This is a genomic window from Gallibacterium salpingitidis (assembly GCF_030517105.1).
In the GTDB taxonomy this organism is placed as follows: domain Bacteria; phylum Pseudomonadota; class Gammaproteobacteria; order Enterobacterales; family Pasteurellaceae; genus Gallibacterium; species Gallibacterium salpingitidis.
This window is the reverse complement of record NZ_CP103875.1, coordinates 1,900,686-1,917,748: the sequence shown is the minus strand read 5'-3', so window position 1 is coordinate 1,917,748 and position 17,063 is coordinate 1,900,686. Positions and strand designations below refer to the sequence as shown.

The window sequence follows — 17,063 nt, the reverse complement described above, 5'->3', positions numbered from 1 at the left end:
AATAACGCAGCAAATTAGCGTGCTAAAAATTTAGTTTTCACTCGATTAGCTCACTTTTCACTACTATAAAAATTATCATAAGGTTTTGTTATGTCATTTTCTTCTGTTGTTACCCCTAATTTAAATGAGGCGCGGCATATTGTGGCGATTGGTGGCGGGCATGGACTTGGTCGGGTAATGTCTGCATTGAGCTTTATGCGTTCTCGTTTAACCGGGATTGTTACTACAACGGACAATGGTGGTTCAACAGGAAGAATTCGCAGTCAATTTGGCGGTATTGCGTGGGGTGATTTGCGGAATTGTTTAAACCAAATTATTACCACACCAACAACAGCCTCTGAACTTTTTGAGTATCGTTTTGATGGTGAGGGTGAGTTAGCTGGGCATAATTTAGGTAATTTAATGTTAAAAGCATTAGAAAATATCAAAGTACGTCCGTTAGATGCAGTGAATTTAATTCGTGAGTTATTACACGTTGAGCCGTTTATTATTCCAATGTCGGAAAAGCCCGCTCATCTTGCAGCACAGCTCAATAGCGGCGAAATGATTATCGGTGAAGTGAGTATCGATAATTTAGCAGATATTCCACAGCAGCTAAGTTTAGAACCTGCGGTGGCGGCAACACCAGAAGCAGTAACAGCAATTAATCGTGCTGATATTATTTTGTTTGGCCCGGGTAGTTTTTTAACCAGCATTATGCCGCCGTTATTACTGAGTGAAGTGAGAGCAGCATTGGCACAAAGCAGTGCGATTAAAATTTTTATTGATAATTTAGGGGTAGAACATAGCCCGTCAGCGCAATTGAATTTAGAGAATCGAGTAGAATGGGTGAATAATTATATTGGTAAGCCGATAATTGATGGTGTGATTACCGATGTAAACACAGTATTATCAACGGATTTTAAGCAACAATATTGTGTATTAGAACGCAGATTAAATGCTGATGATGTTAGTTATCGACATGATCGTGCTTTATTAAGCCACGCATTGGAAGATGTTATTGATGAGGTGAAAATTAGGCAAAAGCGTTTTGCCTAATTTCTTGTTTGTTAGAGTTTTTTGATATTGACTTTTGCTTTGCTGCGGACGACAAAGTGATAGAGCAGTAAGCCAATCAAAGCAATTAAGGTATTAATCCAGTACATAATATTAAAGTTAAAGGCGCTAACGAGCATACTGAGCAGTACTGATCCTAATCCCACACCGAGATCGAGAAATAAAAAGTAAGTGGCAGTAGCCGCGCCAGCCCGTTCACTTGGTATAACTTGTACACTGGAAGTTTGAAACGCAGGAGCAATTGCGCCATAGCCAAGCCCTAAAATAGGTGCAGCAATAAAAATACCAACAGCAGATTCCGCCATACTGAGTAATGCCATAGCGAGAATAAAGATAATATAGCCGGGGTAGATAAGATAAGAGGCGCCATAATAATCGTAAATACGGCCGATAAATGGACGAGTTATCACAATAGTAACGGCAAAAATCACAAAGAAATAACTAGCAAGGGTACCGATACCCATTGTTGTCATCATAATTGGTACGAAGACCAAAATACCTGAATAGGTAAAACTCATAAACAATCCCATTAAGGCCCAAGGAAAAGCACGACTTTCGATAAAACGTGCGAGATTCCAGGCTTTATTTCCTCGAGGTTTGGCGATAGCTAGAGTATCTGGTAAAGGCTTGCGATTAGCAGCATAAAAGCCGATTAAACCGATCATAGCGCAAGCAATAAAGAGCGCTTGATCGCCAAGCGTATCTAAGATCAGTAAGCCGAAAAATGGCCCGATTACCATTGCGATATTGACGAACATTGCAAAATAGCCAATGCCTTCACCTTTTCGCGTATTGGGTAGTACCAAAACCGCCACAGTCGCTACAACGGTGGTACCGATAGCAAATAACATTCCTTGGAAAAAACGATAAATAAAAAGAAACTCAACAGAGGGAGAAAAGTTAAATGCTGCGGTGATCAGAAAAAATAACCCAGTGGAAAAGAGCAGCATCTTCTTTTTGTTTAGGCTGTCAATCAGTTCTCCGGCAAAAGGACGGCAGAGAATACAACCAATTTGGAAGCAAGTCATTGCCATACCGGCATCAAACGCGCTACCACCGTAAGAGAGGGTAATTACAATCGGTAGAGCGGATACCATAATATATTGCACGATATAAAATACGCTGCTACTGATTCCGTAGCCAGTAAATTCAGCAGTCCATAATGGTTCTTTAGTTGTGTTTTTCATTTTATTTTTCCAGTCGTATATTGTGGTGACTTTTGTTGTCAAAATGCTCGAAATGATATGTTGTCGTGCGAGAAACTCTCTTTAAATTGAAGAGTGTACTGCTATGCGGTATCTGTTTGTTATTTATATAACATCAATAAAGTAGGTTTATCAGTAGTTTGTAATATGCGGTCGTGATAACCGCATATTTTTTAAATACTTTCGCCAATATGAATATGATACCCCAAATCAATGATACTGCTTTGCTGCGGAATACCATTAATCCGATTTAGTAATTCTTCTGCGGCACGTTGCCCAATCGCTAAACGCGGCGTAATCACGCTGGCTAATTGAGGTTTCATCGCTTGCCCTACATCGTGACCATGGAAACCAGCAATACCAATCTGTTCCGGTACGCTGATCCCTAAACGCTGACACTCAAATAATGCACCAACTGCTAAGTCATCATTGGTACACATAATGCCATCCATTTGTGGGTGTTTTGCCATTGCTTGATGAAGCAGTTCTGCGCCTAGCGAGAAGGAAGATGGCAATTCAGTGATCATACTATGCGGCGTTAACCCATGTTTTTGCATTGCTAATTCGTAGCCTTGCATTTTTAATTGTGTACGTTTATCCATTCGCGCAGTGAAATAAATGATATTTTTATGTCCGCGCTGAATCATTGTTTCGACCATTGCTTGTGAGGCAACGGTGTTATCAAAGCCTATAACTTGTTGAATACCCAATTGATTACTATCCATAATCTCAATCACCGGAATATTCGCCATTTCTATCATTTTTAATGTGCGTTCGGAATGTTGATTTTCTGACAAAATCAGGCCATCAACATTATAAGAAAGAAGCGATTCAACCCGTTTTTCCTCTTTCTCCAGACTATAACCATAGTGAGCTAACATTGTTTGATAGCCGGCTTCGTCAGTAATTTTTTCAATGCCTTTAATGACATCAGCGAACACTTGGTTGGTTAAAGAAGGAACTAAAACACCAATCGCGCGACTTTTCGCATTCGATAGCATACTTGGCGCTCGATTAGGAATATAACCAAACTCTTCGATAGCTTTAGCAATTTTTTCTCGTGTATCAGGCGCTACTGAATCAGGATTACGCAAATAACGGCTGATAGTCATTTTGGTTAAACCGAGATGATCGGCGATATTTTGTAGGGTTGGGCGTTTGTGCGGTACACTCATGATAACAACAACAAAAGATAAAAAAACTCCCGCTATTTTAGGCTAAATGGCGGGAGTAGGAAATCAGAATTTAGCGTGTACTGGTACTTGTTGTAGTACGGTTAGCACGTTTACGTTCAACTTCGGTTAAGAATTTCTTACGAATTCGAATTGATGCCGGAGTTACCTCAACTAATTCGTCATCGTCAATAAATTCTAACGCTTGTTCTAAGCTGAAACGAACAGGTGGAACTAAGACAACTGCTTCATCTTTACCTGCAGCACGCATATTCGTTAATTTCTTACCTTGTAAGCAGTTTACGGTTAAATCGTTAGAACGGCTATGAATACCGATAACTTGCCCTTCGTAAACTTCTGCACCATGTTCGATCATCAACTTACCACGATCTTGTAAACCAAATAGCGCATAAGCTAAGGCTTTACCAGTGGCATTAGAGATCAAGACTCCGTTTTGACGTTGTCCGATTTCACCCGGTCTAACATCGTCATAATGGCTGAAACTTGAGTAAAGTAAGCCAGTACCAGAAGTCATTGTCATAAACTCATTACGGAAGCCGATTAGACCTCGACTTGGGATAATGTATTCTAAACGTGTGCGTCCTTTACCATCCGGCACCATATCACGCACTTCACCTTTACGAATACCAAGCGCTTCCATTACAGCACCTTGATGCTGTTCTTCGATATCAATAGTCACTTGCTCAAAAGGTTCTTGTTTACGACCATCAATTTGGCGGAAGATTACTTTTGGTCGAGAAACCGCAAGTTCATAGCCTTCACGACGCATATTTTCAATTAATACTGAAAGGTGTAATTCACCACGTCCAGAAACGCGGAATGCATCAGGATCTTCGGTTTCTTCAACACGCAAAGCAACGTTATGGACTAATTCTTTGTTTAAACGTTCAAGAATTTGACGAGATGTCACATATTTACCTTCACGACCACAGAATGGTGAAGTATTGACACAGAAGAACATTGTTACCGTTGGTTCATCAACAGTTAGTGCAGGTAAGGCTTCAACATTATTTACATCACAGATAGTGTCGGAAATATTTAGCTCGCCTAAACCAGTTAAAGCGATAATATCGCCAGCGTTGGCAATATCTTCTTCATAACGTTGTAAACCAAGATGTCCTAATACTTGTCCGACACGTGCGTTACGGGTTTTTCCTTCGCTATCAATAATGACGACAGCTTGGTTTGGTTTCACTGAACCACGTTTGATGCGTCCAATACCGATTACGCCAACATAACTATTATAGTCTAGTTGTGAAATTTGCATTTGGAATGGCTTGTCTAATTCGACTTTTGGTGGCTCAACATATTTTACGATTGCTTCAAATAATGGCGTCATATCGGCTGCGAGTTCGTCGTGTTCTAAACCAGCAACACCATTTAATGCCGAAGCATAAATAATAGGGAAATCTAATTGTTCATCTGTTGCACCTAAATTAACAAACAGATCGAACACTTGATCAACTACCCAATCTGGACGTGCGCCCGGACGGTCAACTTTATTAATTACCACAATCGGTTTTAAACCATGCGCAAAGGCTTTTTGCGTTACAAAGCGAGTTTGTGGCATTGGGCCATCAAAAGCATCCACTAATAAGAGAACGCTATCAACCATTGATAATACACGTTCTACTTCACCACCGAAGTCGGCGTGTCCCGGAGTATCTACAATATTAATACGATAACCGTTCCAGTTAATGGCGGTATTTTTAGCGAGGATTGTGATACCACGCTCTTTTTCTAATGCATTAGAATCCATTACACGTTCATCGCTATCGCCAGAACGAGAGGTTTCTAATGTACCTGATTGTTGTAAAAGTTTATCAACGAGAGTGGTTTTACCGTGGTCAACGTGCGCAATGATGGCAATGTTGCGCAACTTACTAATATCTAAATCGTTTTTCATCTGAAAATTATCTTCGTTTATTCGGGTTGTAGTATTTTGAAAAAGTTTGGCTTTCGCTATACTGAACACTGCTTGTTGCCTTGTAGAAAGCCCAACGTTTACAGCATAACGGGTGAAAAGGTGGCAAATTATACAGCGTTTTATTACAGACGGCTATTAAATAATGAGAGTGTAGCTTTTTTGTTTTTAGATATTTTTTTGAAAAAAACTAAAAAATCTATTTTATTTTTAATAAAAATAGGATATTGTTTATCTGAATTCAAAAAAACAACATTATCTTTATAAATTAACTACTCCAAAATTAAGAGGATTGATTATGGCAAACACACAAGCAATTGATAAAGTTTTCCAACTTATCGAAGAACATGGTATCCGTTTTGTTGACCTTCGTTTTACTGATATTAGAGGGAAAGAACAACACGTTTCTGTACCAGTGAGTGCAGTAGATGAAGACTTCTTTGAAGATGGTAAAATGTTTGATGGTTCTTCTATCGCTGGTTGGAAAACCATTAACAAATCTGACATGGTTTTAATGCCTATTCCTGAAAGTGCATTAGTCGATCCATTCTTTAGCGTACCGACTTTATCTATTCGTTGTAATGTTTTTGAACCAACTACAATGCAAGGTTATGATCGTGACCCACGTTCAATCGCAATTCGTGCAGAAGAATACTTAAAAGCATCAGGTATTGCAGATAGCGTATTAGTTGGACCAGAACCAGAATTTTTCATCTTTGATGATGTACGTTTCAAAACTGGTATGTCAGGTTCTTTCTATCAAGTTGATGATATTGAAGCAAGCTGGAATACAGATAAAGAATATGAAGGCGGTAACAAAGGACACCGTCCAGCAACTAAAGGTGGTTACTTCCCAGTTCCTCCGGTCGATTCATCACAAGATTTACGTTCTGAAATGTGTTTAGTGATGGAAGATATGGGACTTGTGATTGAAGCGCATCACCACGAAGTTGCGACCGCAGGTCAAAACGAAATCGCTTGCCGTTTCAATACTTTGACATTAAAAGCAGATGAAACTCAAATTTATAAATATGTAGTTCACAATGTTGCATTTGAACATGGTAAAACTGCTTGCTTTATGCCAAAACCAATCTTCGGTGATAATGGTTCAGGTATGCACTGCCACATCTCTTTAGGTAAAGATGGCGTGAACCTATTCTCTGGTGATAAATATGCTGGATTATCAGAATTATCACTTTACTTCATTGGTGGGGTGATTAAACACGCTAAAGCATTGAATGCATTTACTAACCCAACTACAAACTCTTATAAACGTTTAGTACCAGGATATGAAGCGCCAGTGTTATTGGCTTACTCAGCAAGTAACCGTTCTGCATCAATTCGTATCCCAACTGTATCTAGCCCGAAAGCACGTCGTATTGAAGTGCGTTTCCCAGATCCAGGTGCGAACCCATACTTAGCGTTCTCTGCACTTCTTATGGCTGGTGTAGATGGTATTATCAATAAGATTCACCCAGGTGATGCAATGGATAAAAACCTCTATGACTTACCGCCAGAAGAATTAAAAGAAATTCCAACTGTAGCGGGTTCATTAGATGAAGCGTTAGCTGCATTAGCTGCTGATCACGAATTCTTAACTCGTGGCGGTGTATTCAGCACAGATTTCATCGAAGCGTATATCGAATTGAAGAATAAAGAGGTTGATAAAGTACGTTTATTACCACACCCAGCAGAGTTTGAATTATATTACTCACTCTAATTGGTTGAAGTATTACTAACTATAAAACCCTGAAAGTTTCTACTTTCAGGGTTTATTTTTTACAGTGGATTAAGAGTGTAATGCGCGTCACAATTCTTCTAATAGATAGAGGGAAATAGGCGTAGAAACTTGATAACGTTACTATTTTGTATTAAAAATAAGATTGCCATTGATAATAGATAAGGAGCCAACCATGAGACTTTATACCTATGAACATTGTCCCTATTGTGTGCGAGCAAGAATGATATTTGGGCTAAAAAATATTCCGGTTGATGTGATTGTATTAGCTAATCATCATGATGAAACACCAATGAAATTGGTGGGTAAAAAAGTCGTACCAATTCTTGCTGACAGTGATGGTATGGTGATGCCTGAAAGTTTGGACATTGTGCGTTATGTGGATAAAAAATATGGTGAACCTTGTTTAAAAGAGTTGGTTCGTGATGAGGTTAGTCAATGGATTCAAAATGTAAGCAGTTATCATAACCACCTGGTGTTACCTCGTTTTGTACAAATCGGCTTGAAAGAATTTGCAATGCCAGAATCGGTGGAATATTTCACGATGAAGAAAAGTAAAATTATTGGTAGCTTTGCTGCTAATCTTGCACAAACTCCAGAATATTTAGCGAGAATTAATCAAGATCTATTAGCGTTAAATGATTTGATTGTTAGTCCAAAAGCAAGTTCTGGAGAATTAGCGATTGAAGATATTGTATTGTTCCCAATTTTGCGCAATTTAACTATCGTTAAAGGCATAGAGTTTCCAAATAAAGTGGCGGCTTATATTCAGAAAATGTCATTAATGAGCGGTGTTGAACTTTATACTGATCGGGCGGTGTAAAAATTCCGCGAAAAGTTATTGCATTTTGCTACGCAATCCAGTAGTTTAGATAGCGGTTTTACATTAAGGATACAATAAATGAATTTAACTCGAATTGCTCATCATCACCATCATCAACCTGATTAATCTTTCAGGCGATGGTGCATTGGAAGATTAAGCGATCTTCCGAGCATTCGTAAGAATCACAATCCTCTCGGAAGATAATTTCGAGAGGATTTTTTTATTATTTAGGATAGGAAAAAATTATGAGCATTACACAACTTTCTCGCAAAAATATTCAAGCATTAGTGCCGTATCAATCAGCACGCCGTTTAGGTGGTAAAGGTGATGTTTGGTTGAATGCTAATGAATATCCAATTTCTCCTGATTTCTCATTAACTTGTCAAAATTTTAATCGTTACCCAGAGGCGCAACCACAAGCAGTTATTCAAGGTTATGCGAATTATGCAGGAGTATCTGCAGAAAATGTTATCGTTAGTCGTGGCGGAGATGAAAGTATTGAATTAATTATTCGTGCTTTTTGTGAACCAAACCAAGACGCAATTTTATATTGCCCGCCAACCTATGGTATGTATTCTGTCAGTGCAGAAACTTGTGGTATTGCTTGTAAAAAAGTTCCTCTTACTGCGGATTTCCAATTAAATTTGGGTGAAATTGAGCGCCAATTAGCTAATGTGAAGGTGGTGTTTGTTTGTAGCCCAAATAATCCAACAGGTAATTTAGTTAAGCGTGAAGATCTGATTGCTTTGTTAGAAATGACACGAAATCGTGCGATTGTCGTGGTTGATGAAGCTTATATTGAATTTTGCCCAACAGCGAGTTTAGTAAAAGAATTAATTAATTATCCACATTTAGCGATTATTCGTACTTTATCAAAAGCATTTGCTTTAGCTGGATTACGTTGCGGTTTTACGTTAGCTAATCCAGAGTTAATTGGCATTTTACAAAAAGTGATCGCACCTTATCCATTACCTACTCCAATTGCTGATATTGCAGCACAAGCTTTATCAGCTCAAGGATTAGCAATGATGCAGCAACGAGTAAAAACTGTCATTGCAAATCGTGATTGGTTAGTGGAAGAATTAAATAAATGTGCCATTATTGAAAAAGTCTATCCAAGCGAGGCTAATTATCTTTTATTTAAAGCGAAAAATGGCCAACAACTATTCCAATATTTATGGGATAACGGCATTATTCTACGTAATCAAGGTAGCCAATTAATGCTGGAAAATTGTATTCGTATTACTGTTGGTACAGAAGAAGAAAACCAGAAGGTTTTAACGGCGATAATTAACTTTAAATAAAGAAATTTAGTATGGTTTTAGACTTTTTCACCTTAGCAAACTTTCGGCAACATCACCCTGCATGGAAATTATTATGTTCTACTAATGCACCTTTGATTATTAGTTTTTTAAACAAGGCTTTTATTGAAACGAATCAACGAATTATTGATGAAGCTAATTTGAGTGAAATGTTGGAAGATTTTTTATATCTATTGCGTGAGGAAGTGAGTGATAAAGCGTTTCCAAAATCAGCAAGAGAATATTTAAATGATTGGGCGGATCCTGAGAATGCTTGGTTGCGTAAATTTTATAAGGTAGGTACGGATGAGGCACAATTTGACTTGACGCCTGCGACAGAAAAGGCGATAAGTTGGTTAAGCCAGCTTACGCAGCGCCAGTTTATTGGTACGGAATCTCGCTTATTAACGCTATTTCATTTATTAAAAGAAATTAAACAAGGAAGTGAAATAGATCCGGATAAACGAATTGCTGAATTGGAGTGTCAAAAGGCAGCAATTGAGAATGAAATTCTTAAAATTAAAGCAGGTGAGCTTAGCTTATTGAGTGATACCGCAGTCAAAGAGCGCTATTTGCAGTTTAAGCAAGGGGCAAAAGAGTTGCTATCAGACTTTCGTGAAGTAGAGCATAATTTTCGTCAATTAGATCGTAAGGTGCGTAAACAGATTAGTTTATGGGATGGTACGAAAGGTGCACTTCTTGCTGAAATTATGGGAGAACGTGATGCGATTAGCGATTCAGATCAAGGAAAAAGTTTTCGTGCTTTTTGGGAGTTTTTGCTGTCTCAGCAGCGCCAGCAAGAGTTTACAGAGTTATTAGAATATATTCAGAACTTACCAATGATTCACCAACTTGGCGAAGAGAATATGGCGTCACACCGAATTCATTATGATTGGTTAGAAGCTGGGGAACATACACAACGCACAGTAGCCCAATTATCGCAGCATTTAAGACGTTTTTTAGACGATAAGGCATGGCTTGAAAATCGCCGTATTATGGAAGTTTTCCGTGATATTGAAAATAAAGTGTTTCAATTGAGTGATGAGCAAAAGCAATGTGCAGGAATGGACATTGCGGATACTCGTGTCAAGATTGATTTACCAATGGAACGTCCGCTTTATATGCCTTCAGTAAAAGTAAATCTAGCCAATGTATTATTGGAAATGGGGGATAATGAAATAGACACGGAAAGTTTATTTAATCAAGTCGTGATTGATAAAAGCAGATTAATTAATCAAATTAGACAGGTATTACAACAAACAACGCAAATTTCTTTGCAAAAGGTTATCCAAGTATATCCACTTAAACAAGGCTTAGCTGAATTGGTGACTTACTTACAATTTGATCACGAAAATTATTTTCGTATGGTAATTGATGAAGGTGAACAAGAACAAATAGTATGGCAAGTAGATGATATAGAAAGAAAAGTTACTCTACCTAAGATTATATTTACCAAGTAGTATGTTATGGAAAGGATATGACGCAATGCAATTAGAAGAAAATTCAGAACTTACATTAGTCGTTACCTCTTTATTTAAAGGGGTAATTTATCGAGAAAACAATGAGAAATTGTGGAGTGATTTGCTTGCATTACATAATACTGTCAAAGATTATATTTCAGTCCTGAATTTAACGTTGTATCTAGATGAAGCTGAAGGATATGCTTTTTTGCAGAGTAAATCTGACGAGGGCGAAAAGAGTTATCCTAAACTTATTGCACGTCGAGCCTTAACCTTTGAAGTGAGTTTATTGTTGGTGTTATTACGTAAAAGTTTAGTGGAATTTGACGCCAATAATAATGATGTGCGTTTTGTGTTAAGTCGTACACAACTGATTGATTTAATGAAGCATTATTTAGGTGAATCAAGTAATCAAGCTAAATTAGAAGATAAAATCGAAAGCTATATTAATAAAGTAGTAGAACTTGGTTTTTTACAAAAATTAAAAGCGAATGATAATGAACAGAACTTTGAAGTAAAGCGTATTTTGAAAGCCTTTATTGATGTTGAATGGTTACAGCAGTTTAATCAGTGGCTAAATACTTGTTTAGATAAAAAAGGAAGCAGTGATGAATAACCAAGCAGGACTAGAATTAGAATTTTTAGATGATAATCAGTTAGCTGGTTTTCGTTTAATGCGACTTGAAATTTTCAATTGGGGAACATTTCACCAAAAGATTTGGACCTTAGAGTTAAATGGAAAAAATGGTTTATTAACAGGTGATATAGGTTCGGGAAAATCGACAGTTGTTGATGCGATTACAACATTATTGGTGCCAGCTCATCGTATTGCTTATAACAAAGCTGCCGGTGCAGAAAATAAAGAACGCCATTTGCGCTCGTATGTATTAGGTTATTATAAATCTGAAAGAGATAGTGAAACTGGCATTATAAAGCCAACAGCTTTGCGAGATGAGCGTCATTATTCAGTGATTCTTGGTATTTTTTATAATGAAGGTTATGACCAATATATTTCACTTGCTCAAGTATTTTGGCTTAAAGAACAAAAAACACAGCCAGACCGTTTTTATATTGGTGCTGAAAAAATGCTTTCTATTGCAGAACATTTTATTGATTTTGGTACAGAGATCTCAAATCTGCGTAAAAGGTTTAGACAGGCTAATATTGATACTTTTGATAGTTTCTCATCTTATTCTGCGTGGTTTCGACGCCGTTTTGGCATTCAAAATGAACAAGCACTTGAACTTTTTCATCAAACAGTATCCATGAAGTCTGTTGGTAATTTAACAGATTTTGTACGCAGCCATATGTTGGAAGCATTTGAAGAAACGAAACAACGAATTGCAAATTTATTGAGTCATTTTGATGATCTTGATCGAGCATATCAAGCCGTATTGAAAGCAGAAGAGCAGGTGGCGATGTTGACGCCAATTGTGAATCACTGTTTAGAATATCAATCAATAGAGCAAGAAATAGAATCTCTATATCATTATCTTGAGAATTTATCTCCTTATTTTTCAACCTTTAAATTGGCATTATTGAAGCAAGCATTGCAAAGCGTTATGCAAGAGTGGCAGTTAGTGCAAGAAAAAATTGCCCAAATTCAAACGAAACAGGAACAACAGCAGCAACAACTTCAACAAATTAAATGGGATATTCAACAAAACGGCGGCAATCGCTTAGCTGAGATAGAGCGTCAAATTAAAGAACAAGAGAAATTAAAAACTGAATGTCATCAAAAAGCGGTTCGTTATGAGCAATATATTACGGCATTGAATGAAACCGTTGTGACAAATAGTGCAGATTTTATTGCACAGAAAGCAAGATTGCTGATAAAGAAAGAAGAATTACAGCAACAAGATATTGATAACTTGAATGCTGAAGTTGAATCCCTAGCAGACATTCGTCAAACCACGACTGAATTAGCAAACATTAAGCAGGAAATTTATAGCCTTAAACAACGGGAAAGTAACATTAGTCACCAACAAATTGAAATTAGACGCACTTTATGTAAAGCACTAAATCTACCTGAGGCAGATTTACCGTTTATTGGGGAGTTGCTACAACTAAAAGAAACAGAGAAGGACTGGGAAGGTGCAGCAGAACGGTTATTGCATAATTTTGCATTATCCTTGATTGTACCTGAGAAGTATTATGTACAAGTTGGTCAATGGGTTAATCAACAACATTTAAAAGGTCGACTTGTTTATTATTTGGTAAAGCAAAATCAAGTGATGCGTAATAACGAAATCCAGCCAAGCTCATTGTTACATAAATTAATGATCAAGCCGCAAACACCTTATTTTCAATGGTTAGAAAATGAATTGTATAAACGTTTTGATTATGTGGCTTGTGATTCTATGGTGCAGTTTCAGCGTGAGGAACGTGCGATCAGCTTGCGAGGACAAATAAAGGATAAGTCTGGGCGACATGAAAAAGATGATCGCTATGCACTGGAAGATCGTAGCCGTTATATTTTAGGTTGGTCTAATAAAGATAAAATAACCGCACTCAACCTTCATGCACAACAACTAGAACGACAATTAAATGCTCTTAAAGCAACAGCGGATAAATGTAAGTCAGCACGCAGTAAATTGCGTGAACAACTTGAGTTATTTGTACGTTTGGAGGTATTTTCATCATTCGCTGAAATTGACTTCGCAACTGTTGTGAAAGATATTGAAAAACTAACTATAGAATATCAACAACTATCTGAAGCCTCAGATCAGTTAATGAAATTAGGGCGACAACAAAAGCATTTAGAAGAGGAAATTAAGCAAACAAAAACTGACGAACAGCAACTCTTACAGCAATATGGTCGTCTAGATGAAAGGCATCAAGAGTTGCGAAAACAATTAGAGATGGTAGAACTATTTGTGGAAGAACAACCTTTCAATAGTGCATATCAATCTTATTTCTCTCAAACTTTAGATGAAATCTTAGCTAAGCGAAGTTTGACTCTGGAAAACTGTGATACGACAGAAACGAAGATGAGAAATTTATTAAATAGACAGATCGAACAACATCACCAAATGTTAAGTAAAAAGAATAGCGAGATTACTAAAGAAATGACACTGTTTAATAATAAATACCCATTGGAAACAAACGAATTTGATGCCAATGTGGCTTCTTATCTTGAGTATAAAGCATTTCTAGACCGTTTGAATGCAGATGAATTACCAAAATTCGTCACTCAATTTAAACTATTGTTAAATGAAAATACGATTAACGAGATTGCAAATTTAAATGCTCAACTTAATCGAGAACGAGATCTAATTAAGCAAAGAATTGCGATTATTAATCGTTCATTAGAAAGTATTGACTATAATCAAGGACGTTATATTTCACTTGGACTGGAAACAAACCCAGATTTAGAAATTCGTCAATTCCAGCAAGATTTACGTGCCTGTACAGAGGGTGCGGTAACAGGTTCAGATGATAATCAATATTCAGAACAAAAATTCTTACAAGTGAAAGAAATTGTTGATCGTTTACGTGGACGAGAAAATTTTACCGAGTTAGATAAACGTTGGACAGCAAAAGTGACAGATGTTAGAAATTGGTTTTTATTCTCTGCTACGGAACGTTGGCGTACGGATAATGCAGAATATGAACATTATTCTGATTCTGGCGGTAAGTCTGGTGGGCAAAAAGAGAAGTTGGCATATACCATTTTAGCAGCAAGTTTGGCTTATCAATTTGGTTTAGAGTTTAACGTAACACGATCTCGTTCTTTCCGTTTTGTGATGATAGATGAAGCCTTTGGTCGTGGTTCAGATGAGTCAGCAAATTATGGCTTACGTTTATTTAAACAGCTCAACCTGCAATTATTAATTGTGACACCACTACAAAAAATACATATTATTGAACCTTTTGTATCTAGTGTAAGTTTTGTACAGAATGTTGGTGGGGCAAATTCTAAAATATTAAATCTCACGATTGAAGAGCATTTAGTGCAAAAAGCCAAACAAGTTAATTTATGATGTGGACAACGGCAAAAGAAATAAAACAGCAATTAGAAAATTTATGGAATAAAGGGTTTTTTTTGCGTTCTTTAGTCAATCAGCAGCCTATTTTTCCATTAAAGTTAAAATTAATAAAACCCTCTTCCGATGATATTACTCGTCAATTTTATGCGGTGAGAAAATGGGTATTAGCTTTGCATGAATTGGATTATATTTCTATTGACTGGAAAGTCATTAATCATCGAGTCCAAGGTGAACAACGTGTACCAGATGCTATTTATGTAAGAGAAATTGAGCAAGTATTAATACTTTTACATAAGCATAAGGATTATCAAAAATTTAAAAGCGTTGTTGAACTAACTAAAACAATGGAACCTGTATTATTGGAGTGGCTAGAGAAACAACCATTAAAAGCACTAGAGTTGGCAGAACAATGGCAAGATTTATTAAAAGTAATTGCGTGGAAGAAAGCTAATCTAAATAAAAAAATCTATTTGCGACAAATAGATATTCCTAAAATCCATAGCAAATTTATTGAAAAACATCGTGCAATATTAGCTGAATTATTTGATCGAGTATTACCCATCTCAGCAATTAATAACGAGGTAAGTGGCATTTCTCAATTTGCATTACGTTATGGTTTTTTAGATAAACCAAAGATGATTAGATTTCGTAATTTAGATACAGCAAAACCTGTTTTTCCTAACATCGCATTGAGTGATGTTACACTAGATAGTGAAAGTTTTGCCAATCTTAATCCAGAAATAAGCAAAGTGATTATTGTAGAAAATGAAATTAATTTTCTTACTTTGCCGATATTAAAAAATTGTTGGGCAATTTTTGGTGCCGGTTATGGCTGGCAATCTTTATCGAAAGCAAAATGGTTGAATAATTGCGATATTTATTATTGGGGCGATATTGATACACACGGTTTAGCAATTTTGCATCAACTTCGTTGTTATTTTCCACAAGTTCAGTCTATTTTTATGGATAAAACTACTTTACTGACTCATAATGACTCTTGGAGTAAAGAAGATAAGCCTTTTATAGGGCAGTTGGATAGGCTAACACCACAAGAACAAGAATTATATATTGCTTTGCAGCAGAATGAATTTGGTGACAAGATTCGATTAGAACAAGAATTTATTCCCTTTTCATTTGTTGAACGGACGCTGAAATCTCTCGTATCTATTGTTTAAATTACCTATTTCTACAATATCAAAAATAAGGAAAAGTTATGACACAACAATCTATTCTTTTTATCGATCGTGATGGCACGTTAATTGATGAACCAAAAACAGATTTTCAAATTGATAGCTTAAAAAAATTAAAATTAGAACCGAATGTTATTCCTGCTTTATTAAAGCTACAACAAGCAGGTTATCGCCTAGTGATGGTGAGCAATCAAGACGGTTTAGGAACAGAATCTTTTCCACAAGAAGATTTTGAGAAACCGCATAATGCAATGATGCAAATCTTTAATTCACAAGGAATCACCTTTGATGATGTATTAATTTGTCCACATAAACCAGAGGATAATTGTGAATGTCGTAAACCAAAATTAGGTTTATTGAAGAAATACATTAAAAAGAAATTGTTTAATAAAAAACAAAGTTATGTGATTGGTGATCGACCAACGGATTTACAGCTCGCAGAAAATTTAGGTATTACTGGTTTGCAATATCATCCTGAAAATTTAGGCTGGGATTTAATTGTTGAAAAAATTCTAGCGGCAAAAACAGCACCAGAAGGACACACACCGCGCCATGCAGCAGTTACTCGTAAAACGAAAGAAACCGATATTAAAGTGGAAGTTTGGTTAGATGAACAAGGTATTAATCAAATTAATACAGGCGTAGGATTCTTTGATCATATGCTTGATCAAATTGCTACACATGGCGGTTTCCGTATGAATGTTACAGTAAAAGGTGATTTACATATTGATGATCATCATACCGTTGAAGATACTGCATTGGCGTTAGGCGAAGCATTGAAGCAAGCTTTAGGAAATAAGCGTGGTATTGCGCGTTTTGGTTTTGTGTTGCCAATGGATGAATGTAAAGCGGAATGTGCATTAGATCTTTCAGGTCGTCCATATTTGAAATTTAAAGCGAAATTTGGGCGTGATAAGGTTGGTGATTTTAGTACAGAAATGGTTGAACATTTCTTTATGTCATTAAGTTACGCGTTAGCCTGTACTTTACATATCAGTGTAAAAGGTAATAACACACATCACCAAGTAGAAGCGATGTTCAAATGTTTTGGTAGAACATTGCGTCAAGCAATTCGTATTGAAGGTAATGAGTTACCAAGTAGTAAGGGTGTGTTGTAATAAAATGGAGTGCGTTTGATAACTCATACTATTTTATATAAAGAAACTGCACCTATTGGTGAATTA

General features: G+C 36.7%; 12 protein-coding genes and 1 other annotated feature. Of the genes, 9 read left to right on the top strand and 3 right to left on the bottom strand.

From position 1 onward, the window contains the following. Positions 1–90 precede the first annotated feature (90 nt). Complete coding sequence (locus tag NYR30_RS09265) at positions 91–1,038, top strand: gluconeogenesis factor YvcK family protein (RefSeq protein WP_066113659.1); 948 nt, start codon at positions 91–93, stop codon at positions 1,036–1,038. Positions 1,039–1,049: 11 nt separating this feature from the next. Here the strand turns inward: NYR30_RS09265 and NYR30_RS09260 are convergent, their stop codons facing one another. The 3 genes from NYR30_RS09260 to typA form a co-directional block, all read right to left on the bottom strand. Next, positions 1,050–2,243, bottom strand: coding sequence for an MFS transporter (locus NYR30_RS09260; protein WP_066113661.1), 1,194 nt, complete (start codon positions 2,241–2,243; stop codon positions 1,050–1,052). Positions 2,244–2,434: 191 nt separating this feature from the next. Continuing rightward, positions 2,435–3,436 (bottom strand): gluconate operon transcriptional repressor GntR, encoded by a 1,002-nt coding sequence (gene gntR / locus NYR30_RS09255; RefSeq protein ID WP_066108412.1) that lies wholly within the window; start codon positions 3,434–3,436, stop codon positions 2,435–2,437. A gap of 70 nt (positions 3,437–3,506) precedes the next feature. After that, positions 3,507–5,360: a translational GTPase TypA gene (gene typA, locus NYR30_RS09250; RefSeq protein WP_066108409.1), complete on the bottom strand. Its 1,854-nt coding sequence runs from the start codon at positions 5,358–5,360 to the stop codon at positions 3,507–3,509. A 316-nt stretch (positions 5,361–5,676) separates the two neighbouring features. Here typA and glnA point away from each other — a divergent pair, with 316 nt between their 5' ends. The 8 genes from glnA (at position 5,677) to hisB (ending at position 16,997) form a co-directional block, all read left to right on the top strand. Next, positions 5,677–7,098, top strand: a complete 1,422-nt coding sequence (glnA, locus tag NYR30_RS09245; RefSeq protein ID WP_066108406.1) for a glutamate--ammonia ligase — start codon at positions 5,677–5,679, stop codon at positions 7,096–7,098. Positions 7,099–7,291: 193 nt separating this feature from the next. After that, entirely contained in the window at positions 7,292–7,939 is a 648-nt protein-coding gene (gene grxB / locus NYR30_RS09240; protein WP_066108404.1) for a glutaredoxin 2, read from the top strand. 101 nt (positions 7,940–8,040) lie between these two features. Further along, positions 8,041–8,161, top strand: a sequence feature (His leader region). Positions 8,162–8,184: 23 nt separating this feature from the next. After that, positions 8,185–9,243, top strand: coding sequence for a histidinol-phosphate transaminase (gene hisC, locus NYR30_RS09235; RefSeq protein ID WP_066113663.1), 1,059 nt, complete (start codon positions 8,185–8,187; stop codon positions 9,241–9,243). Positions 9,244–9,254: 11 nt separating this feature from the next. Next, a complete protein-coding gene (locus NYR30_RS09230) occupies positions 9,255–10,700 on the top strand; it encodes a DUF3375 domain-containing protein (RefSeq protein WP_066113665.1) in 1,446 nt (481 codons plus the stop codon). A 25-nt stretch (positions 10,701–10,725) separates the two neighbouring features. Continuing rightward, the gene (locus NYR30_RS09225) at positions 10,726–11,316 is read left to right on the top strand and encodes a DUF4194 domain-containing protein (RefSeq protein ID WP_066113667.1); all 591 of its coding nucleotides are present in this window, start codon (positions 10,726–10,728) and stop codon (positions 11,314–11,316) included. After that, a complete protein-coding gene (locus tag NYR30_RS09220; protein WP_302500708.1) occupies positions 11,309–14,683 on the top strand; it encodes an ATP-binding protein in 3,375 nt (1,124 codons plus the stop codon). The genes NYR30_RS09225 and NYR30_RS09220 overlap by 8 nt, the downstream gene beginning before the upstream one ends. Then, entirely contained in the window at positions 14,680–15,864 is a 1,185-nt protein-coding gene (locus tag NYR30_RS09215; RefSeq protein WP_066113671.1) for a Wadjet anti-phage system protein JetD domain-containing protein, read from the top strand. Before NYR30_RS09220 ends, NYR30_RS09215 begins: the two co-directional genes overlap by 4 nt. A gap of 38 nt (positions 15,865–15,902) precedes the next feature. After that, positions 15,903–16,997 carry a bifunctional histidinol-phosphatase/imidazoleglycerol-phosphate dehydratase HisB gene (gene hisB / locus NYR30_RS09210; protein ID WP_066113673.1) on the top strand — a complete coding sequence of 365 codons (1,095 nt, stop codon included), beginning with the start codon at positions 15,903–15,905 and terminating at the stop codon, positions 16,995–16,997. Positions 16,998–17,063 lie beyond the last annotated feature (66 nt).

What these genes read in the sequence shown, in the direction of transcription:
- hisB (WP_066113673.1), top strand. Translation starts at nt 15,903, where the DNA reads ATGACACAACAATCTATTCTTTTTATCGATCGTGATGGCACGTTAATT.
- NYR30_RS09220 (WP_302500708.1), top strand. Translation starts at nt 11,309, where the DNA reads ATGAATAACCAAGCAGGACTAGAATTAGAATTTTTAGATGATAATCAG.
- glnA (WP_066108406.1), top strand. Translation starts at nt 5,677, where the DNA reads ATGGCAAACACACAAGCAATTGATAAAGTTTTCCAACTTATCGAAGAA.
- typA (WP_066108409.1), bottom strand. Translation starts at nt 5,360, where the DNA reads ATGAAAAACGATTTAGATATTAGTAAGTTGCGCAACATTGCCATCATT.
- NYR30_RS09265 (WP_066113659.1), top strand. Translation starts at nt 91, where the DNA reads ATGTCATTTTCTTCTGTTGTTACCCCTAATTTAAATGAGGCGCGGCAT.
- NYR30_RS09230 (WP_066113665.1), top strand. Translation starts at nt 9,255, where the DNA reads ATGGTTTTAGACTTTTTCACCTTAGCAAACTTTCGGCAACATCACCCT.
- NYR30_RS09260 (WP_066113661.1), bottom strand. Translation starts at nt 2,243, where the DNA reads ATGAAAAACACAACTAAAGAACCATTATGGACTGCTGAATTTACTGGC.
- gntR (WP_066108412.1), bottom strand. Translation starts at nt 3,436, where the DNA reads ATGAGTGTACCGCACAAACGCCCAACCCTACAAAATATCGCCGATCAT.
- grxB (WP_066108404.1), top strand. Translation starts at nt 7,292, where the DNA reads ATGAGACTTTATACCTATGAACATTGTCCCTATTGTGTGCGAGCAAGA.
- NYR30_RS09225 (WP_066113667.1), top strand. Translation starts at nt 10,726, where the DNA reads ATGCAATTAGAAGAAAATTCAGAACTTACATTAGTCGTTACCTCTTTA.
- hisC (WP_066113663.1), top strand. Translation starts at nt 8,185, where the DNA reads ATGAGCATTACACAACTTTCTCGCAAAAATATTCAAGCATTAGTGCCG.
- NYR30_RS09215 (WP_066113671.1), top strand. Translation starts at nt 14,680, where the DNA reads ATGATGTGGACAACGGCAAAAGAAATAAAACAGCAATTAGAAAATTTA.